The sequence below is a fragment of the uncultured Amphritea sp. genome, assembly GCF_937127095.1.
Classification (GTDB): Bacteria; Pseudomonadota; Gammaproteobacteria; order Pseudomonadales; family Balneatricaceae; genus Amphritea.
This window is the reverse complement of record NZ_CAKZLP010000075.1, coordinates 50,302-73,625: the sequence shown is the minus strand read 5'-3', so window position 1 is coordinate 73,625 and position 23,324 is coordinate 50,302. Positions and strand designations below refer to the sequence as shown.

At 51.5% G+C, this 23,324-nt stretch carries 18 protein-coding genes and 1 tRNA gene; 7 read left to right on the top strand and 12 right to left on the bottom strand.

All coding sequences use genetic code 11. The annotated features are described in order from the left end of the window. A partial coding sequence (locus Q0499_RS19055; protein ID WP_363317837.1) for a DUF3800 domain-containing protein occupies window positions 1-830 on the top strand: 830 nt, incomplete at its 5' end. A gap of 411 nt (window positions 831-1,241) precedes the next feature. On the opposite strand, the gene Q0499_RS19050 is transcribed toward Q0499_RS19055, so the two are convergent. Then, window positions 1,242-2,171, bottom strand: a complete 930-nt coding sequence (locus Q0499_RS19050) for a LysR family transcriptional regulator (protein ID WP_299202915.1) — start codon at window positions 2,169-2,171, stop codon at window positions 1,242-1,244. An 83-nt stretch (window positions 2,172-2,254) separates the two neighbouring features. Here Q0499_RS19050 and Q0499_RS19045 point away from each other — a divergent pair, with 83 nt between their 5' ends. Continuing rightward, the gene (locus Q0499_RS19045; RefSeq protein WP_299202912.1) at window positions 2,255-3,085 is read left to right on the top strand and encodes a phytanoyl-CoA dioxygenase family protein; all 831 of its coding nucleotides are present in this window, start codon (window positions 2,255-2,257) and stop codon (window positions 3,083-3,085) included. 241 nt (window positions 3,086-3,326) lie between these two features. On the opposite strand, the gene Q0499_RS19040 is transcribed toward Q0499_RS19045, so the two are convergent. The 6 genes from Q0499_RS19040 to Q0499_RS19015 form a co-directional block, all read right to left on the bottom strand. Then, the gene (locus Q0499_RS19040; protein WP_299202909.1) at window positions 3,327-4,613 is read right to left on the bottom strand and encodes a type II toxin-antitoxin system HipA family toxin; all 1,287 of its coding nucleotides are present in this window, start codon (window positions 4,611-4,613) and stop codon (window positions 3,327-3,329) included. Beyond that, window positions 4,603-4,938 carry a helix-turn-helix domain-containing protein gene (locus Q0499_RS19035; protein WP_299202905.1) on the bottom strand — a complete coding sequence of 112 codons (336 nt, stop codon included), beginning with the start codon at window positions 4,936-4,938 and terminating at the stop codon, window positions 4,603-4,605. Before Q0499_RS19035 ends, Q0499_RS19040 begins: the two co-directional genes overlap by 11 nt. A 1,062-nt stretch (window positions 4,939-6,000) precedes the next feature. Continuing rightward, a tRNA-Phe gene (locus Q0499_RS19030) sits at window positions 6,001-6,076 on the bottom strand. A 142-nt stretch (window positions 6,077-6,218) separates the two neighbouring features. Beyond that, window positions 6,219-6,491 (bottom strand): oxidative damage protection protein, encoded by a 273-nt coding sequence (locus Q0499_RS19025; RefSeq protein WP_299202902.1) that lies wholly within the window; start codon window positions 6,489-6,491, stop codon window positions 6,219-6,221. A gap of 52 nt (window positions 6,492-6,543) precedes the next feature. After that, window positions 6,544-7,614 carry an A/G-specific adenine glycosylase gene (gene mutY / locus Q0499_RS19020; protein ID WP_299202899.1) on the bottom strand — a complete coding sequence of 357 codons (1,071 nt, stop codon included), beginning with the start codon at window positions 7,612-7,614 and terminating at the stop codon, window positions 6,544-6,546. A gap of 4 nt (window positions 7,615-7,618) precedes the next feature. Further along, window positions 7,619-9,793, bottom strand: coding sequence for an AsmA family protein (locus Q0499_RS19015; RefSeq protein ID WP_299202895.1), 2,175 nt, complete (start codon window positions 9,791-9,793; stop codon window positions 7,619-7,621). 307 nt (window positions 9,794-10,100) lie between these two features. Between Q0499_RS19015 and hisB the strand changes: the two genes are divergently transcribed. From hisB to hisF, 3 genes are all read left to right on the top strand, one after another. Beyond that, window positions 10,101-10,694, top strand: a complete 594-nt coding sequence (hisB, locus tag Q0499_RS19010; RefSeq protein ID WP_299202892.1) for an imidazoleglycerol-phosphate dehydratase HisB — start codon at window positions 10,101-10,103, stop codon at window positions 10,692-10,694. Next, entirely contained in the window at window positions 10,695-11,342 is a 648-nt protein-coding gene (hisH, locus tag Q0499_RS19005; RefSeq protein ID WP_299202890.1) for an imidazole glycerol phosphate synthase subunit HisH, read from the top strand. It abuts the gene before it with no gap. A gap of 103 nt (window positions 11,343-11,445) precedes the next feature. After that, window positions 11,446-12,219, top strand: coding sequence for an imidazole glycerol phosphate synthase subunit HisF (hisF, locus tag Q0499_RS19000; protein ID WP_299202887.1), 774 nt, complete (start codon window positions 11,446-11,448; stop codon window positions 12,217-12,219). Between the two features lie 121 nt (window positions 12,220-12,340). Here the strand turns inward: hisF and Q0499_RS18995 are convergent, their stop codons facing one another. After that, a complete protein-coding gene (locus Q0499_RS18995; protein WP_299202885.1) occupies window positions 12,341-13,540 on the bottom strand; it encodes an amino acid aminotransferase in 1,200 nt (399 codons plus the stop codon). A gap of 30 nt (window positions 13,541-13,570) precedes the next feature. Next, entirely contained in the window at window positions 13,571-17,110 is a 3,540-nt protein-coding gene (locus Q0499_RS18990) for an indolepyruvate ferredoxin oxidoreductase family protein (protein ID WP_299202882.1), read from the bottom strand. Window positions 17,111-17,321: 211 nt separating this feature from the next. Between Q0499_RS18990 and Q0499_RS18985 the strand changes: the two genes are divergently transcribed. Then, window positions 17,322-17,792 carry an Lrp/AsnC family transcriptional regulator gene (locus Q0499_RS18985; RefSeq protein WP_299202879.1) on the top strand — a complete coding sequence of 157 codons (471 nt, stop codon included), beginning with the start codon at window positions 17,322-17,324 and terminating at the stop codon, window positions 17,790-17,792. Between the two features lie 215 nt (window positions 17,793-18,007). On the opposite strand, the gene Q0499_RS18980 is transcribed toward Q0499_RS18985, so the two are convergent. Beyond that, window positions 18,008-18,976 carry a DMT family transporter gene (locus Q0499_RS18980; protein WP_299202876.1) on the bottom strand — a complete coding sequence of 323 codons (969 nt, stop codon included), beginning with the start codon at window positions 18,974-18,976 and terminating at the stop codon, window positions 18,008-18,010. A 135-nt stretch (window positions 18,977-19,111) separates the two neighbouring features. On the opposite strand from Q0499_RS18980, the gene Q0499_RS18975 reads away from it, so the two are divergent. Continuing rightward, on the top strand, window positions 19,112-20,056 hold the full coding sequence (locus Q0499_RS18975; RefSeq protein WP_299202873.1) for a LysR family transcriptional regulator: 945 nt from the start codon (window positions 19,112-19,114) through the stop codon (window positions 20,054-20,056). A gap of 39 nt (window positions 20,057-20,095) precedes the next feature. On the opposite strand, the gene Q0499_RS18970 is transcribed toward Q0499_RS18975, so the two are convergent. Together Q0499_RS18970 and Q0499_RS18965 are read right to left on the bottom strand one after the other, a co-directional pair. After that, window positions 20,096-21,364: a GGDEF domain-containing protein gene (locus Q0499_RS18970; protein WP_299202870.1), complete on the bottom strand. Its 1,269-nt coding sequence runs from the start codon at window positions 21,362-21,364 to the stop codon at window positions 20,096-20,098. A gap of 162 nt (window positions 21,365-21,526) precedes the next feature. Next, window positions 21,527-23,272: an EAL domain-containing protein gene (locus Q0499_RS18965; RefSeq protein ID WP_299202867.1), complete on the bottom strand. Its 1,746-nt coding sequence runs from the start codon at window positions 23,270-23,272 to the stop codon at window positions 21,527-21,529. Window positions 23,273-23,324: the final 52 nt, after the last annotated feature.

Sequence of the window (23,324 nt, the reverse complement as noted above, 5' to 3'; positions counted from 1 at the left end):
CTTCTGCCGGGTCAGATGATGAAGCAAAGCCTTCTGCAAAAGACCAGGTTGAAAGCCCTTTCAGTAAATACATCGTGTACGTGGATGAAAGCGGTGATCATGGTATGGAAACCATTGACCCGCAGTATCCGCTGTTTGTGCTGGCTTTTTGTGTGTTTCACAAGCGACATTACAGTGAGCAGGTTGTCTCGGCACTGGAAAAGTTCAAGTTCAATCATTTTGGGCATGATCAGGTGGTGTTGCATGAAAATGAAATTCGTAAGGAAAAAGGGCAGTTCAATATTTTTCGCAGCCGGGAACAGAAGCACCAGTTCCTACATGAACTGACTGAAATAATTGAGCACAGCAACGTCATTCTTATTAGTTGCGTCATTGATAAACGGCGTCTTAGAAGGCAGGATTCCACGGAAGGAAACCCCTACCACATCGCCCTCGGCTTTTGTCTTGAAAAACTCTATGAGTTCCTGCTGGAAAAGGAACAGCAAGCATTGCTGACCCATGTCGGGGTCGAACGGCGCGGCCCCAGGGAAGATGACGAGCTGGAACTCGAATTTCGGCGGATTTGTGATCGCAACAACACGAAAGGTATCCCATTGCCTTTTGATGTCTTGTTTGCTGATAAGAAAGTGATGTCGTCTGGGCTACAGCTTGCGGATCTAGTGGCGCGGCCTATAGGACTGAGTATTTTGAGGCCGGAACAGGCGAATAGAGCGTTTGATGTGCTCAAGTACAAATTTTACTGCGATGGGGGAAGGGATTGTGTCGGAAAGGGCTACGAAGAGCTGGGGTTGATGATTTATCCGCCTCCAGAAAGCGAAAAGCCCCGATGAAACTCACCGAGGCAATAACGCCGACCGGGCACCCCCAATCCACTTAAGATGCAGTATAGAGGATAGGCTGTGAGCCTTGCAACAGGGCTATTGAGCTTTTACCAAGTTAGAATCAGATAATTGAATCAATACGGTCAGCGTTTGTAGTATCTCCACTAATTCAAGAGCTACATCGCTGGATGAATGACTTCTCAGAAATCTCTGAAATTTTTTAACGCTGAGTCTATGAATGAGTGCAGTTGGGTTTATGTATTGCTGAGCCCGCTTGTTACTGATTTATTACTGAATATTTGTCAATTTGTCAGGCTAATGAAATCAGCAGTTCTCCTTAAAAAAGTAAATTTGTAAGATAAATAAGAATAAAGAATCCTCTTGGAATCTATTTGTAAGACAAATAGGCGCCGCTGATACTTAATCATTGCTTGCCATCTGTGCTGAGCCATCCAGCTCACGACAGGTCTCGATTATCTGCTCACGTATCCACTGGTGGGCTTTCGATTGGTGGGTCATCTTGTTCCAGTAAAGGCAGAGTTCGAAGCGGCTGTTGAACGGTGGATCTTTAATCAGCATCGGCTTGCCTATCAGCCGGGCTAAACGTTCCGGCAGCGTGATCATCAGATCGGTGTTAGCGATTGTCGGAATAAAGTTAGACACACTCGGCAGCCGCAGTCCGACATTGAGGTTTATCCCCTGAAGCTCCGGGCTGTTCAGATAGAGCGGCTTCCAGCCGCCTTCATAGTAGATCTCCAGATGCCGGGCCTGAATATAGTCATCCCGTCCGATCTGTTTATCCGCCAGCGGATGTTCTGCGGAGATCAGACACACATAGCGATCCTGAAACAGAGGACGCTGGTAAAGCGCTTCATAATCACGAATGACTGGCGACAGCAGCAGGTCACACTGGCCCCGTTGTAGCTGTTGGTGACCACTGAGGTGTGACTGGATAAATGTCATCCGGATATGGGGTGCTAACCTGCTTAAACGTTGCACCAGTCCCGGCACAATCACCTGTAGTTCGTATTGATTGCAGGAGATCGTCATATCCAGGGAGGTATTCTCAGGCTCGAACTCATCCGGCTGGAGTAGTTCTGACATCCCCCTGAGCAGATTCTCAATCTCCGGCATGATCTGGTGGCAGCGACTGGTGGGCGCAACCCCCCGGCCCGAACGCACAAACAGAGGGTCGTGCAGTGCTTCACGCATCTGTTCCAGGGTATAACTGACGGTGGGCTGATTTTGCCCCAGCTCAATCGCCGCCGCTGTTAGGGAGCCCAGCTCATAGATCAGCTTCAGGGTTTTGAGGCTTTTGAAACTCAGCGCGCTATAATCAAATTTTTCCATAATAGATATCAAAATTATCGACTTAATCAATACTATTGATAGCGCTATAGTCGGGTCAACAATAAATATAATAGGAGACCGGTATGACACAGCGAAATCTGACAGCGGCTGAGATTCAACAATATCAGCAGGACGGCGTTGTTTTTCTACGCAACGCAGTTGACGCTGAGTGGGTTGAAAAACTGATTGCGTTTGGCCAGTACCAGGTCGATCACCCGGGTAAGCTTTGTAACGATGCTAACCCCGGCGCGGAGAAGGGGCGGATGTTCACCGACCGCTACCTCTGGCGTTCCAACGATCTGGTGTATCGATACGCAAAAGAGTCCGGCTGCGCCCGACTGGCTGCCCAGGCGATGCAGAGTCAGAGCGCGCGCTTCTATTTTGACCATCTGCTGATCAAAAAAGCGGAAACCACCACGCCAACCCCCTGGCATCAGGATGTACCCTACTGGCCGTTCCGGGGTAAACAGATCGCCTCAATATGGCTGGCCCTCACCCCGGTAACAGTGGCGGGCAGTGGTCTGGAGTTTGTCCGGGGCTCTCACCGCGATGATGTTTTCTACCTGCCAGAAGCCTTTGGTGCCTCAGGCGAAAAAGCCAATAGCTGGACCGGCACCGGAGAGGGCATCCCCTGCCCGGATATTGAAGCCGACCGTGAAAACTTCGATATCATCGGTTTCGATCTTCAGCCGGGTGACGCCCTGCTATTCTCAGCCTGGACGCTACATGGCTCGCCCGGCAATCAGTCAACCACTCAGGACCGGATGGCGTTCTCAACTCGCTGGCTGGGTGACGATGCCATCTGGGACCCAAGGCCCGGCACCGACCCCAGCGTTAACCCGCAAGAGGTGCGTGTTAGCCCCGGTAGTCATCCAGGCGATAATGCGATCTTCCCGGAGTTTTATTCTGTGTAGATGAGGGGTAACTTGGCAGCGGAGGGTAAAATTGGTGACTTGTTGATAACTCCTCCTCGGTGCTCTCTGTGCACTCAGTGGTAAAGGCACTTCAGTTCTTTTTCCTACAACGATTCACAACTGAGAGCACCGGGTGCAGAGATAGCACTATGACTCAAAGAGACGCATTCTGTCGAAATAGGATTAAGCTAGTGAGACTCGTCACTGACGCCCGAATAGATCCCCAAACATGGGCGCAGAATCAGAGTATCGAGGTAAGTGCATTTTCAAAATCCTCCGGTAACCCGTAAAAACAGTAGGGATTTAAAAACTGTCTACGCCAGAAAAACTTCTGGTCAATTTCTGATAATTTTCCTTCCTGGCAAATCTCAGGATAGAATTCTTTGATATTGGTCACCAAAAATTTGATGATCTCTTTAGCTCGACTCTCTGAAATCAAAAAGGATGGTGCCGCTGTCAAACAGCTCGCTAAGCGACTTAATTTATTACTACCGCTGATGTTCATTGCCTGAGATGCCTCGCCTCCTGTTCTGTTTTGAGGGCATATGTCATAGGCGGGGGTTAAGGTTAATTGTTCACCATCCCAGAATGCGGCATGGTTGCGGGCGTGATCATCGGTGTTTCCAACCAGAATGTTAAAAACCATCCGTTTGTACAGCTCTTCCAGAGTGTTTTTTGGGTTGGTGAATTTAAATCTGATTTTTTCAGCAAGGTCTTCGTAGCTGGCATAGCGCGCTTCATCTTCAGAAATACCTAAGATGGTTAAGCCGGATACCATGGCTTTTCGACACCATTTTTTTTCGTTGTTGTGGTAACGATCAAATCTTTCAATGAGTAATACGTCTTTGCCTAAAGCTTGTGTTAACTCGACATCCGCGACGTTAATACCTACTTTTTTTGCCATTTTCATGGCGACATACTCTGCTTTTACAACACTGTAGGTGTCAGAGGAACCTGAAAATTTAGCAATATATTTTTTCTCATTACTTTCAATACTTGCTTTTGGTCGAGCCCCTCCAATACTTGAACCGTGATTGAGAGCCTGGTCTAGCTCTTTTGTCAGTGGCACACCGGTATCTACTAGTTCCGATGCTCGCTGGAGTTCTTCAAGGGTGGCGGATCTAGGGGTTCTTGGATTATAAGCTGTGGCTGATGCTTGAAAGTCCAGTGCGCCAATTCGGTCAGAGCCGGAAAGTAATAGGTAAGCGAGTTCATCAAGTTCAGTCAGGTCTATAGCTTCTTTTTTCTTACCGGTGACTTGATTGATAATGACACGGCGGCCCCATGCATCAGGTGAACCATCTCTAATGCAGCTTGGCATTATCATTCGGTCTAATAAGGGGATTCTACCTGCTTTCAAAGGGAGTTCTGGATCATATATTGGGATTGCATTTTTTCTCTTCAGGTAACTTTGACCATAGTTAAAAGCGAGTTTGCCGTTATGTTCTTCTATTCGCCCGGCTATAACGGGTTCGCTCTGGTCCTTAAGCCATATCCAGACGAAGGCTCCGGTATTATTAGAAGTCATCAAATACCTCGCTCGATTCAGAGCTTATGCGTTTGGGAAGCAAGGCAAGTTGCAAGCTAAGGTTGTCATGCAGTGTATTCAGGCGGTTATCGTCAGCATCAAAAAGAGCTATTCCTAGAAGGGATGCTATCTCAAAATATAAGCCTAACTCAGTTGTTGGACTGCCTTTTTCTATTTGTCTAATAGTAGAACGAGAGGTTCCTGCTCTCTCCGCTAGTTCCATTTCACTCCAGCGTTGCTTCTTTCGAGCAATTTTTATCTGCGTTGCAAACAGGCTAATTGCTTTTAAGGTGTGGGCTGAGTATGTGCGGCGGTTTCTGCCCATTTGCGAGTCCTCTGGTCTATCCATCTTTGCTTTAAGGTAGACAGATCTTGCGGTTAATTCAAATAAATGTATTAAGTATAATACATATAATCGCATTAAGATTGATACTTTATACATTTTATATGTAAGGGCTGCTTTCTAAACAGCTTTGATTTAATTGTATTGAGTATTACTCATAGTCAATATTTAAGTATTATATTTAATACAATAACTACGTAGGTCCACTTTTTTATACCGGTGATCTATCTCAGTGGATGAGGTGGATCGGGCCGCCGGGCTACACAGAACAGATCCAGGTGATGTGCTGATAACTCCTCCTTCGTGCCCTCTGTGGTAAAACGCCTTCGGCGAAGATTCACCGCAGTACTCAGGGGGCATACTAAGAACACCGAGTGCACAGAGATAAGGATATTATTGCAAGGGGGCTAAAAAGTGGCTTTACACAGCTAGACCGCCGCTTCGCGGCTAGCTCTCTGCCAGACGTAAAACTTCGTTTTACTTGCCAGAAAAAGAAGCGGCCGATTTATTTCTTAATCTTCTTAAGCGATAGAAAATAAATCTGTCCCCTTTTTGCCGAAAATAAATCTGTCCCCTTTTTGCCGGCATTTCAAAACAGCAAAACTTGGATTGCGGGCTACCATTCTGCTGGAATAGTCAGTTTATAGAATACGTCTTTGCTGGGGCGTTCATTGTGCGGTAGACAACATGTTGAGAGGGTAAAGTGTAGTGAACTCCCCTCCTCAGTGATCTCTGTGCCCTCTGTGGTGAAACGCACTTCAGTTCTTTTTCCTTCAATGACTCACCACAGTACCCAGGGGGCATACTAAGAACACAGAGGACACAGAGATAAAGCTATGATAGAAGTTGATAAATAAGTCAGAATTAAATTGAATGAGGCGTAGCAATGGCTGAAGGCCATTACAACATTGCCGCACTTTGGGCGCAGGCCCTGAGTGTAAGTAAAAAACGCAAATAATCGAACCAGCCTCACAGACTCGCCCACCAAATCCGAGGCATAAAAAAGCCCCACTAGCGATGCTGTGAGGCTGATTTATTCCTGAATGGTGCCCGGACTCGGAATCGAACCAAGGACACGAGGATTTTCAATCCTCTGCTCTACCGACTGAGCTATCCGGGCAAACAGGAGGTGCGTATTAAACTGATTTCAGGCTGCGCTGTCAATACAGCTTTTCGCTTTTTTTAATATTCTCTCGGCATGAGCACTTAAGTCAGTGCTTCAGTCAGCTCTTCGGAACATAAAAAATCAGCTGCCGAATCGCTTACTTTGACGGTGGTACGTAACCTTCCGCTTTCTCGTAGTCTTCACCATCCATAAATTTCTGCATCTCTTGCTGCAAAAATACGCGGGTAGCGGGATCCATCATACTCAGGTGTTTTTCATTGATCAGCATGGTCTGGTGGTTGGTCCACTCGGTCCAGGCTTTTTTCGAAATAGTATCGAAGATCTCCTGGCCTTTAGCGCCCGGATAGGGGGGCTTATCCAGACCTTCGAGTTCCTCTTTGTACTTGCGGCACATGACGGTGCGGGTCATCTTATTCTCCAACGTTATTCTGCTCGGATACGCATAGATCGGTTTTTGGCGGCTACTTCAGTTTGCCCAGCAGCTTTTTCACCGGTGCGGCCAGACCGATCTTCTGTGGCTGGCGTAAGTTATACCAGAGAGTGGCGGGCTGTTCCATGACACGGTTTGTAAGGTCTTTGTGCGCTTCGCTCTCCAGGCCTGCCTCACGCAGGGCGATCTTTACCGGGGTGATGTCCAGATGAAAATGGCTGAAGGTGTGGCGCAGCGGTTCCAGTGGTGTGGCGCTGTCAGCATCCACTGGCAGGCCGGTTTCCTGTTCTGCGTCGCGCAGGTCGGAGGTTTCCGGCAGGCTCCACAGGCCGCCCCAGATGCCGCTGGGTGGACGTTGACGCAGCAGTATCTGCCCCTGGTCATCCTCAATCAGCAGCATCAATGTCTGTTTTACCGGGATAACTTTTTTCGGCCGGGGTTCCGGTAGCTGGTTTTCGCGGCCCTGGCGGTGTGCCTGACAGCCTTGTTGCAGCGGGCAGAGCAGGCAGGCGGGCTTGCTGCGGGTGCAGAGGGTGGCGCCCATATCCATCATCGCCTGGGTGTAATCAGCAACCCGTTCTGCAGGGGTGTTCTGTTCCGCGTAATGCCACAGCTGTTTGATGTTTTCGGTGGTGCCGGGCCAGCCATTGATGGCGTAGTAACGAGCCAATACTCGTTTCACATTGCCATCGAGAATCGCCGCCCGTTTGCCGGTGGAGATCGACAGAATCGCGCCTGCAGTCGAGCGACCGATGCCGGGCAGTTGTTCCAGCTCTTCAACGGTTTGAGGAAACTGACCGCCGAAATCATGGCTGACGATTTTTGCGGTTTTATGCAGGTTGCGGGCGCGGGCGTAATAGCCCAGCCCGGTCCACAGGTGCAGCACCTCGTCCTGATCGGCTGCCGCCAGATCATCGACCGTGGGGAACTGCTCGCGGAATCGTTCAAAATAGGGGATTACCGTAGTTACCTGAGTCTGTTGCAACATTATCTCAGAGAGCCAGGTAAAGTAGGCGGTTTTGTCTGCCTGCCAGGGCAGATCGTGACGACCGTGCCGGTCAAACCAGACCAGCACGGCGTCAGAGAATTGTTCAGGGGTCATCAAATTAGCTACCGAACAATCCTTTGAGCAGTTTTTTTGCACCCTCGGTTTTGCTGCCTTCGCCACCACTGCCACCGAGTTTATCCATCAGTTTACCTTCCAGCTGCTTTTTCGCTTTCTGTTTCAGCAGCTCTTTGAGCACGCTGGCATCCGGACGACACAGTTTAGCCGGTTCGGTATCGAAGCTGCCTTTACAGTTTACCGGCCACTCAACCCCTTCCAGGTTGTTATTCACGGCACAAGTTTTCTTGAACAGGTTCTCTTCGATAGTCAGGCCGAGACGATAATCCAGATTCTGGGCGGGCAGGCTGACGTTGCCTTTACCGCGCAGGGTGATCGCATCCAGCTTGGTAATCAGGTCGTTATTGCTGACCACACCATTGGTGAATTTGAAGTTACTGCTGAGATCGGCAAAGGGAGTGGAACGGTCAACCTGATCGGCATTAACCCCCAGTGCGGCAACGTTGTTGAAGCCCTGACAGATGGTCTGAGCGATATCGATCCCTTTGACGGTGCCGTCGGGCATGGTGATATTGGCGTTACCATTGAGGCTGTTAACCATGGCGTAAACCGATTCACCCTGGGCAGTAACCTCTGTCTGGGTGTTAAATGTACCGGTCAGACGGTCGGTATCTGCCAGATCTTTGAGCATGTCGCCGATCTGAATCCCTTTAACGTTTTTCTTAACGGTAAATCGGGTCGGCGATTTGCGTACGTCGATCACCACCGAGTTGCGCAGTGAACCGCTGTACATATCGGCGTTGATTTTACTGATATTAACCAGACCTCCATGGGCACTGGTGGCCAGTTCAAGGTTGGTCAGGGTGAGGTCGCTGATTAGCAGCTTTTTCAGCCCCAGATCGACATCCATATTGAGGCCTTTCAGCAGCTCAACCGGCACTACGGGTTCTTTCGAATAGCCTGCGGATTTGTCTGCACTGCCGGAAGAGGCCTGTGCTGGCTGTTCTTTGGCCGGTGGCAAGTAGCGGTCGGCGTTAAGCTCATCACCTTTCAGGTTGAAAGCGATGGAGCCGGTGGCCAGATTCATAGCGAAGTTGCCGTTAAAACTGGTGTCATCCAGCTTCAGGCTCATCTTGTTCAGCCCAAGGGTGTTGGGCGCACCGCCCAGTTCTGCGTTGAAGCTGATCGCTTTGAGTACCTCCGGATCGGTGGTTTCGATTGCGGGCTGCCCCAGCGCGGCCAGTAGCTCCTGCAGACTGAATTGAGCGACTTTCAGGTTGCCGCTGATGACCGGTTTGCTGAAACTGGTGACGGTGATATCACCGGTTGCTGCCAGGTTGGCGGCGTTAAGGCTCATACCTTTTAGCGATGCGGTTTCTTTGTTCAGATCGCTTTCAATATCGCTGTTGAGTTTAACGTTAACAGTTTTGCCATTGAACTGCGCACCGCTCAGGCCGAGGGTGCTTTCCAGTCCTTTGATCTTGTATTGCTGATTAGCCAGATCGAGGAAGAATTCCGCTTTCAGTGCCGCATCCACGGTCATCTGCTTCTGTTCAGCCTGATACTGTTCTGCCTGGAAGCTCAGCTCTGCCGGGAAAAATGCGCTGGTGGTGACTTTACCGGAGGTCATGGTGAAGTTTTTCAGCAACACCTTACTACCGGCGGCCGCATCGCGGTAGCTGATATTACCGTTGGTGATGGCGATGCTTTCAATATCCAGGGCGATGTCTGCGCCACCGTTGGTTTCAGCCGGTGAGGCTGTATCCATTGGCGTTGAGGCCTGAGTATTTGCGCTTGATTCAACGGTACCGGAGGCGTTCTGACCTGCACCCGTAACAGCCCAGTTGGTGCTGCCATCTTTGTTCTTTTCCAGATTCAGCGTCAGGCCGTCCAGCACAATACTGCTCATCTTTATTTTGCTGGAGAGCAGTGCCGCCAGATCAACCGATACCTGAGCCTGATTCAGCTCAGCCAGTTGTGGTTTGCCGGGATAGCTGACTTTAATCTGATTAATTTCGATACCGAGCCAGGGAAAGACTGACCAGCCCAGATCACCATCGATCTCCAGCTCCACGCCGCCTTTCTCCAGCGCCAGCTTTTTTATCTCTGGCTTATATTCATTAGGATCAAAGAACATCCCCAGCAGGACCCCGCCTGCAACAACCACTATCAGCAGCAGGGCAACCAGGCCACCAAAAATCTTCAATAGCGTTTTCATGTCTTCTCCTTGGACCATGTATCGATAAAACAGATGTAAGCACAGATGATAAGTACCTGTGTCAGACACTGGATCTGTAAGCTAATAACAGCATAGTAGCAGAACGATTTTACACACCCTAGATTAACCGTAAATGAAATCAGTGAGTTGGCGAATATTGTTTGCCCAGCTTAATCGCGCCCGGTGCTACGCATTGGCACGCTATTGGTTGTATAATGGCGGCCTTATTTTATGAATGTTTTTACGATGTGTTTGTAGAAGGCGCGTTTGTAGAAAATAGTTCTGTTAACCGATCGCGGAGAAGATCATGGCTGAACGGCAAGCCACCGTCACCCGTAATACCCTGGAAACCCAGATCACCGTTGCTGTGAATCTGGATGGCAGCGGTAAGCTCAATGCTGATACCGGCGTCCCTTTTCTTGAACACATGCTGGATCAGATCGCTCGTCATGGTCTGATCGACATGGATATCGTCGCCAAGGGTGATAATCACATCGATGATCACCACACCGTGGAAGATATTGGCATTACCCTGGGGCAGGCGTTTGCTCAGGCGGTGGGTGATAGAAAAGGTATTCTGCGCTTCGGCCACGCCTACTGCCCGCTGGATGAAGCGTTGTCCCGTGTGGTCATAGACTTTTCCGGTCGTCCGGGTCTGGATATGAATGTTGAGTTCACCCGTGCCAGTATCGGCCGGTTTGATACCCAGCTGTTCTGGGAGTTTTTCCAGGGCTTTGTTAATCACGCTGGTGTGACGCTGCATATTGATAATCTGAAGGGCTTTAACGCTCACCACCAGGCTGAAACGATCTTTAAAGCGTTTGGACGGGCGTTGCGCGGTGCGCTGACGATTGATCAACGCGCGGCTGATCAGATGCCTTCGACTAAGGGAACGCTGTAAATGAGCAGTGTTGCAGTGATCGATTACGGTATGGGCAACCTGCACTCCGTTGCCAAGGCGCTGGAGCATGTGATGCCCGGTGTCGAGGTGATGGTGACCGCCGACCCGGAGAAAGTGCGCAGCGCTGACCGGGTGTTGCTGCCCGGTGTTGGCGCGATTCGCGATTGTATGGCGGAGATTCGTCGCCTGGGTGTGGATAAAGAGGTCGCTGAGGCGATCGCGTCTGGTAAGCCCTTTCTGGGCATCTGTGTGGGTTATCAGGCATTGATGCAGCGTTCTGAAGAGAACGGTGGTGTCGACTGTCTGAGCCATTTTGATGGCACCGTGCGTTTCTTTGGGGATAACCTGAAAGAGACCGATGGCGAGCGTCTTAAAGTGCCACACATGGGCTGGAACGAAGTGCATCAGACATTTGATCACCCCTTGTGGCATGGGATCGACGATGGCAGCCGTTTCTACTTTGTCCACAGTTACTATGTCGATGCGGTGGATAAGTCTCTGGTGGCGGCGAACTGTCACTACGGTGTTGATATCGATGTGGCGATTGCCCGGGACAATGTTTTCGCAACCCAGTTTCACCCGGAAAAAAGCCATACGGTGGGGCTGCAGTTGCTGAAAAACTTCCTTAACTGGGATGGTAAACCCTGATCTGGTCGGGTCTAAGTCCTCTGATCTGAGTGGTCTTTACACTGGATTCCCTGTCAAGGAGCCCGGTCTAATGTTTATATGAGTTCTTTATAGGTAAAAAACCATGGCACTGGCAAAACGTATTATCCCCTGTCTGGATGTAGAAAACGGCCGCGTTGTAAAAGGGGTTAAGTTTCTCGATATCCGCGATGCCGGAGACCCGGTAGAAGTGGCGAAACGTTATGATGAGCAGGGTGCCGATGAGATCACCTTTCTGGATATTACCGCGACCCATGAAGGCCGGGATACCATGGTGCATACGGTTGAGCGAATGGCTTCACAAGTATTTATTCCACTGACCGTGGGTGGCGGTATTCGCACCTGTGATGATATCCGTACCATGCTTAATGCCGGTGCCGATAAGGTGTCGATCAACAGTGCTGCAGTGTTTAACCCGGACTTTGTTCGTGAAGCGGCTGAGCGGTTTGGTTCGCAGTGCATCGTCGTGGCGATTGATGCGAAGAAAGTGTCACAGCCGGGCGAAACGGACCGCTGGGAGATCTTTACCCACGGTGGTCGTAAGCCAACCGGTATTGATGCGGTTGAGTGGGCCAGGAAGATGGTGAAGTTGGGGGCCGGTGAGATTCTGCTGACCTCGATGGATCAGGATGGCGTGAAAAACGGCTATGATCTTGGTGTCACCCGGGCGATCAGTGAAGCGGTTAATGTGCCGGTGATCGCCTCCGGTGGTGTCGGCAATCTGGATCATCTGGTGGCCGGTTGTATTGAAGGTAAGGCGGATGCGGTGCTGGCAGCCTCGATCTTCCACTTCAATGAATACACCATCCCGGAAGCCAAACAATATATGCGGGAGCGGGGCATCGAGGTACGCCTCTGATATCAGCCCAGTCGATAGCTGAAACCACAAAAGCCCGGTAGCAGAATCTGTTACCGGGCGTTTTCTTGATCAGTGTTTAGCAACAACCGTTTGCCTGAACGGTCGGTTTTAGCGGTCGGATCTAGCGGGCGCTTAACACCTCAGCCAGAGCCGAGACAAAGTAGTCCATGCTGCCCTGATTCAGCCCGGCAACATTCATCCGGCTGGAGTTGATCATATAGATGCTGTAGTCCTGTCGTAGCTGGTCTACCTGTTGCGGGGAGATCCCGAGGAAGGAGAACATGCCCAGCTGCTGTTGGATAAAGGCGAAGTCGCCATCAATATCGGACGCTGTAATCGCGGCAACCAACTGCTGACGCAGCCCCTGAATCCGCTCACGCATCGCTGCCAGTTCGCACTCCCAGGATGCTGTCAGGGCCGTATCAGAAAGGATGGTTTCGACAATAGCGGCGCCGTGTGCCGGTGGCATGGAGTAGTGGCTGCGGATTTTGCTGAACAGCTGGCTGCCTGCGGTTTCCGCCTCAGCACGGTTGGCGGCAACAATAAACAGGGTTCCGGTTCGTTCACGATAGAGGCCGAAGTTTTTCGAGCAGGAGGTCGCCACCAGCATCTCTGGAAAACGTTGCGCCAACAAACGCACACCGAAGGCATCCTCTTCGAGACCATTGCCGAGCCCCTGATAAGCCATATCGACGAAAGGGATCAGCCCTTTTCGTGCCATTAGATCGGCCACTTTATGCCACTGTTCCTGGTTCAGGTCTGCGCCGCTGGGGTTGTGGCAGCAACCATGCAGCAGAACAAAGTCCCCTGCACTGGCTTGTTCCAGTGCCTCTAGCATCGCTTCAAACTGAATGCCTTTGGTGGCGTAGTCATAATAGGGATATTCTGCTATTTCCAGACCCGCACCCGCCAGCAGTGGGATATGGTTAGCCCAGGTTGGCAGACTCACCCAGACGCGACTCTCCTGGCTGCAGCCGCGGAGGAACTCGGCCCCCATTCGCAGTGCGCCGCAGCCCCCGGGGGTTTGTGCTGAGACAATCCGCTGATCTTTGAGCGCCGGATGGTCCGCGCCAAACACCAGGGCTGACGCCAACTGGTTATAAGCAGGCGTTCCGGCCGGGGCGGTGTAGCTTTTGCTCTGCTCGGTGGTTAATAAACGGCTTTCCGCTTCTTTAACTGCACGCATGATCGGCGTGTTGCCCTGCTCATCCTTATAAACTCCGATACCGAGATCAAGCTTATTTGGGCGTGTGTCTGCTCTGTAGTCCGCCAGCATTGACAGAATCGGGTCCTGTGGCAGGGGGTGTAAATGTTCAAACATAGCGATCTCCTGAGATCTTTCCGGCCGGACTTAAACGCGGTTATGGTTTAGTTGTTGGGACAGGGCTTGAGACAGTGATTGAGACCGCGCCTGTGCCTCTCTGGCCGCCTTCTCCTTGACCGGTCCGAAGCCGCGGATTTCCGCAGGCAGTGCCGCCAGTTTAATGGCCGTTGAAAGATTATCCAGGGTGAGGGACTTACTGAGTTCGTTGATCAGGGTGATATACCCGTCGCGCAACTGCCGTTCCAGTTTGCGTTCAGGGTTGTAACCGAACAGGTCCAGAGGCGTGCCCCGCAGGCGACGCATCTGCGCCAGCAATCCCAGACCTTTCAGAATCCAGGGGCCGAACTGCATTTTCTTCGGACGGCCCTGACTATCCCGCTTACGCGCCAGCAGTGGGGGAGCCATATTAAATTTAATACGGTAATCGCCGCTGAACGTCTGGTCGACCTCCTGCAGGAAGTCTGTCTCGGTATAAAGGCGTGCGACCTCGTATTCATCTTTGTATGCCATCAGGCGGAACAGCTGTGTGGCAACCTGTTCAGTCAGTGCCGTGCTGTTAACTGCCAGAGACTGTTCCGCCTCAGCAATCTGCTTAACCAGTGACTCATAGCGCCCGGCATAAACACTATCCTGATAACGACTGAGAAACTCTGTATTGCGTTCAATTTTTTGCTGCAGGGTTAATACCGGTGCCTGAATGTGCCCACCTGCGGCCTGTTCAACAAATGCTAAATCGACTGTCGCCAGGCGGCCCCAGTTAAATGCGCTCTGGTTTTTCTCAATCGCCACGCCGTTCAGCTCGATGGCTTTTTGTAGAGCCGCCAGTGATACCGGCACCAGACCTTGCTGCCAGGCGAAACCGAGCATCATCACATTGGAGAAAACGGTATCACCCAGCAGCGCTTCCGCGAGTCTGTTGGCATCTATCGAGGCGAGACGATCATTGCCCAGCGCTTCGTTGAGGATGCGTGTCCGGCGGGTGGATTCCATATCCGCATCCCGGTAGAGCACATTGTCGGCAGTGGCAACCTCAGCCAGATTGAGGACCGCACGACTATGATCCTTCCGTAATACGGTCAGTGCTTTATCGGTTGTCGCCACCACCATGTCGCAGGCAATCATCGCGTCTGCCTGGCCGGTTTCAATCCGTACCTGGCGGATTGCGTCCGGTTCAGGCGCCAGACGGACATAACTCAGTACGGTGCCGCCTTTCTGTGCAAATCCCATAAAATCGAGCACCGTAGCCCCTTTGGATTCCAGATGGGCGGCCATGGTAATTAAGGCCCCGACGGTGACGATACCAGTACCGCCGACGCCGCCAACCAGCAGGTTGTAGCAACCTGTTAGCGGCGCCAGCTGTGGCAGTGGCAGAGCGGCAACTTTCTGCTGGAAGGCTTCACCGGTGGTGACGCCAGTGCCTTTACGCAGTGTGCCTCCTTCAATGGTGACAAAACTGGGGCAGAACCCCTCGACACAGGAGAAATCCTTATTACAGGATGACTGATCTATACGGCGTTTACGTCCCTGCTCAGTCTCACGGGGGACCACGGAGAGGCAGTTAGACTGTGCTGAGCAATCACCACAGCCTTCACAGACATTGTGGTTGATAAAAACGCGTTTCTGCGGGTCAGGGAACTGACCCCGTTTACGTCGGCGACGTTTTTCGGCGGCACAGGTCTGATCGTAGATTAAGACCGTCACGCCGGATATTTCCCGAAGTTCCCGCTGTACTACATCCAGTTCCAGACGATCGTGGAAGGTTGCCACCGACGGGAAGATACTCCTGTCGCTGTATTTTTCCGGCTCATCGCTGATGATAGCGATACGGTTCACACCCTCAGCATGCACTTGATTGGCGATGGCCGGTACGCTAATGACACCATCCACCGGCTGACCTCCGGTCATCGCGACCGCATCATTAAACAGAATTTTGTAAGTAATATTGGTGTTGGCTGCGACCGACTGGCGGATCGCCAGCGTGCCGGAATGGAAGTAAGTACCCTCTCCCAGATTCTGGAAGATATGCTTGTTTTGCAGATAGCGTGACTTCGACACCCAGTTTACCCCTTCACCGCCCATCTGGGTCAGGGATTCGGTCTGCCGTCCCATCCAGCTAGCCATCACATGACAGCCGATACCGGCCTGAGCTTTGCTGCCTTGCGGGACTTTAGTAGAGATGTTGTGCGGGCAGCCGGAGCAGAAATAGGGTAAGCGGCGAACCCCCTGGGGATCACATACGCTGCTGCCACGGACGCCGATCTCTGCCAGCTGTGCGCGGAAATTCTCACCCAGCAGCAGGGTGATGCGGTCAGCAACCACTTTTGCCAGCATGTTCGGCCCAAGTTCGCCGACATAAGGCACAAGCGGCCTGCCCTGTTCGTCATGTTTGCCGATGATCCGGACTTTAATGGTCTCATCGGGGGCCGACAGGTGTTCTTTGATCTGGCTTTCGATAATGCCGCGCTTCTCTTCAATCACCAGAACCTCTACCTTGCCGCGGATGAAGTTCATAGCGCCATGCTTTTCCAGTGGCCAGACCAGGCCGACTTTGTAGATATCAATACCCAGTGCGCGCAGCTTCGCTTCAGTTAGCCCCAGCATGTCCAGTGCAGCCATCAGGTCAAGGTGCGCTTTACCGGTGGTGACGATACCCATGCGGGCCTGTTTGAGGTTATACAGGCAGCGGTCCAGTGGGTTAGCGCGGGCAAATGCCGCCACCGCTTCAAGCTTCTTTTCGATCCGGGTTTCCATCTGTGGCCCGGGCAGATCCGGCCAGCGATAGTGCAGACCATCCTCTGGCGCAGTGTAATCCTGTGGAAGGATAAATTGCGGCAATTCAGCAATGTCGACCGAGGCAGCGCTTTCGACAGTTTCTGAAATTGCCTTGAACCCGACCCAGGTACCGCTGAAGCGGGACAGTGCAATGCCCCAGAGGCCAAACTCGAAATACTCTGAAATACTGGCCGGATTGATGGTAGGCATAAAAAATGACATGAATGCCACGTCGGACTGATGCGGCATGCTGGAGGACACACAGCCGTGATCATCTCCAGCGACGACCAGCACGCCTCCGTGAGGCGAGCTGCCAAAGGCGTTGCCATGTTTAAGCGCATCTGCGGCGCGATCAACGCCCGGGCCTTTGCCGTACCAGATGGCAAACACGCCATCGACATTCTTATCTTCAGCGGTTTCGACCTGCTGGGTTCCCAGCACCAGGGTGGCGCCCAGCTCTTCATTCACCGCCGGGATAAAATCGATGTCCTGTGCCTGCAGTAGTTTTTTTGCCTGCCACAACGCCTGGTCATAGCCGCCTAAGGGCGAACCACGGTAGCCACTGATAAAACCTGCGGTATTAAGATTATGTTTGCGGTCCAATTCCCGTTGCATCATAGGCAGACGCACCAGTGCCTGGGTTCCGGTCAGGAACACGCGTCCGGTCTTGCGCAGATAGCGATCATTGAGCGTATAGCAGTCTAAATTTTGCGTCGCCGCAGCGTCGGCAAGGGACGTATCGATAGCATTCAGGCCACTTTTGTTCTGATCCAGACTCTTGTCGTAATGGTTCATGCCATACACCTCAGCAATCGTTTTTATTGTTTTTGGTGGGACGCTTGTATTGATCTGAATCAATTGCCCATCTGATGGCGAAAAGTGTAGGTTTTTTTTCACGAAAGGTGCTTGCGAATTATCTGAATATTCATGAACAATAAGAAAGAATCTTTAGATTTTTTGTTGATTATGCAATGATTATTTTGTTTTTATATGGATATGTAAGTGTATGACTGAAAAACTTGATCGTTATGATCGCCATATTCTGGCTGCCCTGCAGGATGATGGTCGTATCTCTAACCAGCAACTGGCAGACCAGGTTGGCCTCTCCTCAGCTGCGTGCTGGCGCCGGGTAAAAACTTTAGATGAAAAAGGGATACTGAAAAAGTATACGGCGCTGGTTAGCCCGGAGGCGCTGGGTTATGACCTCTGCGTGCTGATTATGGTGACGCTGATCCGCCATCAGCAGGATCATGCCATGGAGTTTCAACAAGCCGTACAGGGCTACCCGGAAGTCCTGCAGTGTTTTGCGGTAACCGGCGATACAGATTATGTTCTGCGGGTGATCATTCAGAATATGGCCGCCTATGATCGCTTTTTGAATGACAAGATCTTCAGCCTACCAGGGATTAGTCAGGTGCGATCCAACTTTGCCCTGCGTGAGATTAAAAATGAAACCGCGATTCCCATTGCTCTCTAAGACCGATCTGTAAGACTGACCAGTAATACCGACCTGTAAGAGGTCTAACACTGATAGCCTGACTCGGTATTGCGGGTTTTACTTATCGCAGCAGGCGGCCTTGCGGGTAAGCGCACCAGTCGCCCACCGGCTGGTCGCTGCATATGGCGATCATCTGACTCAGTTACGGTGCAATCAAATACAGTACAATTAGTAACGATAGAATGTACCGCTTTTCAACGGTCTGTCGCGACCGTTAGTGTGTGAAGTGCCCTTATCCGGCGTTTTTCAAGAAAGGGGGTGATTAGTTGCACGGTTATCGCGGCAATGACCACCAGTCCCATCCCCAACAGGCTTAGCTGGTCGGCCTCGGCAGAGAAAATTACATCATGGAACAGTCCATAACCGACGCAGGCTTCGGTCAGGAAAAAGGTAATGACCGGTGTTATGGCAACGCAGGCGCTCACTTGTACGGTCTGCCAGTAATGCATTGCCTGGGCGAATGATCCATAAGCAATCAGTGTACTAACACAGCAGAAAAAGGCGATCCAACGGTCGTGGGAGTCGAGCGTCAGCAGTGATGCTGGTTGGCTAAAGGGCAGCATGACCACCAATGCATAGAGATAGATGCTGAGCAGAATATTAGAGGGCGACAACACCCTGAACAGTGATTTCTGAATCAGGGCGTATGCGCTCCAGCCCAGGGCTGACACTTGAATGATCAGAAAGCCGATGCCTGTTAGTCCGGTACTGCTCTGAATTGCGGGATGAAAAAACAGCAACATACCGCCGCCCATCAAAGCAAAGCAGACCCAGTGTTGCCAGAATACCCGTTCTTTCAGAAACCACCAGCCTCCCAGAGTGAGAAATAGTGGCGCTAACAGGAAGCTGAGTTGCGCTGCGCCCGGGTGGAGATAGCTCAGCCCCCAGACCATGAAAGTGTAGTTCACGATCAGCATTGTCCCCGCAACCATCAGCCTGACTATGTTGATTCGCGTCAGGTTGCGAAATTCTGAAAGTTTGCCGCGCTGGGCCTGCCAGATGACCAGCACTGCACCGGCAAAGGTAAAGCGCAGCCAGGTGAAGGTGACCGGATCGATAAACCCGGTTGAAAGCTTCAGGGCGATCGGCATCATGCCCCAGAACACCAGGGTTATACAGCAGAAAAACAGGCCATATAAAAATCGTCGACTATCCAGAGTCATCTTAATGCTCGTAAGTGTTAAAAAAACCAGAGCCTGAAGCATGGCGTTTATTCCGCTTTGTTTCCAATGCATAATAGTTCATAGCTTTATGCAAAAAACGGGTAATGCTGGAAAAGAGACGAGGGAGTGGATCAGATGAGCAGTCTTATGTTGTCAGGCCAGTTTCAACAGTTGGATATTAAAAGTCTGACCGGGCTGCTCTATCTGCTTGAGGAGCGTAATGTCGGGCGTGCAGCAGACCGGCTGTTTATTAGTCAGTCGGCGATGAGCAGGGTGTTGATCCGTTTGCGTGAAGCGTTTGATGATCCGCTGTTTGTGCGCACCGCCCGGGGGATGATTCCCACCTCTAAAGCGATCGCTCTGGAAAATCCGGTGCGACAGATGCTGGAGCAGATGGCCAGTCTGATGGCGGTACCCCAGTTCGTGCCACATCTGAGTGAGCGCACCTTCCGTTTGCAAACCACCCATTATCAGGCTCAGGCGTATGGTCCCAGTATTGCGGAGCGTTTTTATCGGGAAGCCCCGAATGCATCTCTGGTGACCTCGACCGTAACGGAAACCAGTTTACTGGAAGAGCCTGACCAGATCTGTGACGTGGTGTTGTGCAGTAGTTTTATTCAGCTGCCGCATCACTTTGAGCGACAACTGCTTGGCCGGGAAAAATATGTGCTGATTATGGCACAGGATCACCCTCTGGCAGCACAGGATACGGTGAGTGTTGCGGAGTATCTGTCGTTTTCCCATGTGCTGGTAAGTCTGGGCGGTGGTGCTAAAGTAACGGGTAATGAAGCATTGGGAAAGCTGGCGCGGGAGAAGCGTTTTGCATTGCGAACCCCCTACTTTATGGCCGCACTGGAGGCGGTTGGCCGGACCCAGCTATTGTTCAGTTCCAGCGGATTGCTGGCATCTCAGTATGCCGAGCGCTTCGGTCTTACCATTAAAGCGCTTCCTTTTGAGTCAAAAGACACGGATTACTACCTGGTCTGGCCGAAAGCGGTCGATCAGGACCCGGGCAGCATCTGGTTGCGGGATCTGTGCCGTCGGGTGGTGAAAGAGCTGATTCCTTTTCCCGCCGATTAAGTACGATTAACCGGCCGGAAAATTGAAGATTGATGGAGCTTAGCTGTTGTCGCTAACCATTTCAGCAGAGTCCTGGTCAGTAGAGCTTTCTTGAGTAGATCTTTCTTGAGTAGAGCTTTCGTCAGCCGGGCTCAGGGGATTTCCCGGCCACATTAGTTGTGATTCGTTGATGCCCATGCTTCGTGCCCGTCCGCCGGTTTTAGCGGTGTACATACGATGGTCAGCGAGTTCGATCATCGCTTTCCAGTCTTTTACCGTATCAGCCTGCACTTCTGCCACGCCGATGCTGGCGGTGACCGGGGTGCCATCCGGGCGGTCGCCCAGGCCCGCATTCATCAGCCGGGTAATGACATCGTTAGCTTCAGCCGGTGTGGCGGTGGGGAGTATGACGATGAACTCTTCGCCACCCCAACGGATGACGCTGTCGCCTTTACGCACAGTCGCGCATAGTTGTTGTGCAGCTGCTTTCAGCACCACGTCCCCGGCTTCATGACCGTAAACATCGTTGACTGTTTTAAAGTGATCAAGGTCGAGATAGAGAATCGACAGATTACTTTCACTCATGGTGGTCAGGCGGAACTGCAGATCAAGCATCTCGATCCCTGCTCTGCGGGTTAGCAGACCGGTGAGGACATCATAGCTGGCCCGGTTTACCTGAGAGAGCATATAGCGTAGCTGGTTGAGGGATGAAAACATCGCAACGCCCAGGATCAGGGTGAACAGCCAGACAGTTGACACTGCCTGCGGGATATCACTTTTAGCCTGCGGAATAACCGCCAGCACAACCACCGCCAGCATCGGTGCTGCGTAGGCCAGTAGCTCTCTCAGGGTTAGCGGAAACAGGGTCAGCCCGGCAATCATCACAAAGGGCAGCAGGGCATAGAGTTCTGCAACCACCTGTTCAGTGCCGCTTAACTCATAAGATTGCAACCATTGGTCTGAGACCAGATAGAACAGTGGAGTCACCGACAGCATGCCTGCCAGTAGCAAGCGCGCGCGCAACAGGCTCGCCTCTTTGCGTGCTTGCCAGGCGAGCAGAACAAAGGCTGTTCCGGATAGTATGCGGATCAGCAGCAGTTCGCTCCACAGTTGTCCAGGCAGAAACAACAGATCTATCAGTGACCAGGTTGGCACTAGTACTGCAAAAATGGCACAGAAGAAAAATACCCGGCTTTGCATAATCGTCGCGCGGTGTCGCGAGATTGGCAGGCTATGCTGCTTGTTGCTGAATAGCTCGTAGAGTTGATCAAGCGTATAGATACCCAGCGATTCACTTAGCGAAATATACATAGCGGTTAAGTATTTCATCCTTTTATTTCCGATGTTGATCTGAGATCAGACTGCACAATACTCGTTTGTTACGGCCGGAATAAACTCTTCTTTGAGCAATGTCTATCTTAGGTGATACAGGTCAAAAATCTAATCAAAGTATCCACAGAACGGGTAATCCTCTGAGTAAACCGACCTGTATTAGGCCGGTGATCGGTCGCTGCGGGGCCTGAATTTGAGAGTCTTGCGGGAGTCTCTGAGGGCCTGCAGTTCGAGTTTGTCTTTTAGCTGATCAATGTAGAGTGGTTCTGAATAGAGATAACCCTGGGCATAATCACATCCAAGACGGATCATTGACTGTTGCTGTGCCGACTCCTCAATCCCTTCTGATACGGTGAGCAGGTTCATGGTGTCTGCCAGGGCAATAATCGCCTCTATAACCGGTTTGGAATTGTCGAAATCACGAATGAAGCTGCGGTCAATTTTTACCCCGTCAATCGGCAGTCGTGCCAGATAGCTCAAAGATGAATAGCCGGTACCGAAGTCATCGATCCAGATACTATACCCGGCCTGCTTCCATTGTTGTAGCAGGGGCAGAGTGCTGTCGATATCTTTCATCAGGCTGGTTTCTGTAATCTCCAGACAGATGCGGTGATCTGGTGCTTCAACCTTCAACAGCGCTTCGTTAACCTGTTGCGCCAGTTCCGGTTTATTGAGAATAGCTGAAGAGATGTTGATCGATAGTTTGATGGCATCTTTCTGGCGGGGTAATGCCTGGATATCAGCGGCAACAGTTTCGATAATCCAGACGGTTAGTGCGCCGATCTGATCCGATTCTTCGATGATTGGAATAAAGGTTTCAGGCCCTAGTCTACCGCGTTTTTGGTGGTGCCAGCGTAATAGCGCCTCGGCCCCGACAATCCGGTTTTTCTGCAACTGGACGATGGGCTGATATTCCAGATAGAGCTGATTTTCTGCAATTGCGGTACTGATTCCCTGTTGAATCATCACCCGCTCTTCCACCTGCCGGTGCATCACCGGAAGGAAGTAGCGGGCACAGTTGCGTCCGGCACGCTTGGCTTCAGACATAGCGATATCAGCGTGCTTTAACATCCGGTCAGCGCTGTTGGCATCATCCGGGAACAGGGTGATACCGATGCTGCAGGAGAGGTTAAAAGTGCGGTCACTGACCTTAAACGGCCGCTGTATCGCTGCGATAATCCGGTTGCTGAGTTGTTCCGCTTCATCCACCTGACGAATGTCGGGCAGCATCATAACAAACTGGTCACCACCGGGGCGAGACACCAGTAGTTCTTCAGGAAAGGGCAACTGACTGTTTTGGGTCTGTTGTGCTACCGCGGTCAGCAGTCGCTGGGCGACATCTTTGAGAATCTGGTCGCCATAGGCGTGATTGGAAGAATCATTAATCTGTTTGAAATGATCCAGATCGATATATAACAGGGCGATACGGCTTTCCTGTTTGCGTGTCCACAGGATCAGTTTGCTGAGTTCCTGATGCAGCCCCCGGCGGTTGGATAACCCTGTCAGGGAATCGCGATAGGCCATCAGTTCCAGCCGGGCATGGCTATCGCTGAGATTTTCCTGCATCTCCTGCAACGCTTTACTCAACTGGCCAAACTCATCGTCAGCATCGGTGTCAAAGCGGATTGCGTTGCCGTCGATATTGAAGTCCCGGGTTTTCTCGGTGAGTTGATGCAGAGGCATGAGCAGTTTTGCCACAAGAGCGCGGGAGAGCATCAGTGTCGGTAGCAATAAAGCAACAAATGCAGCGACGACTATGGCAACCGACTCGGGTGTGACGGTGAGAAGCTCGCTGATACTGGCGCTGCTGATCAGGGTGAAGCCGATCAGCAATAGTATTGCGCTTAGCACAGCCGAAAGCACTGTAACGATAAGGCCGATTCTAAAAGGCAGTGAGCGCGCCATCAGTTCAGCTTTAGCGCCGGGCTGGACTTGAAATAACAGGCAAACATCTCTG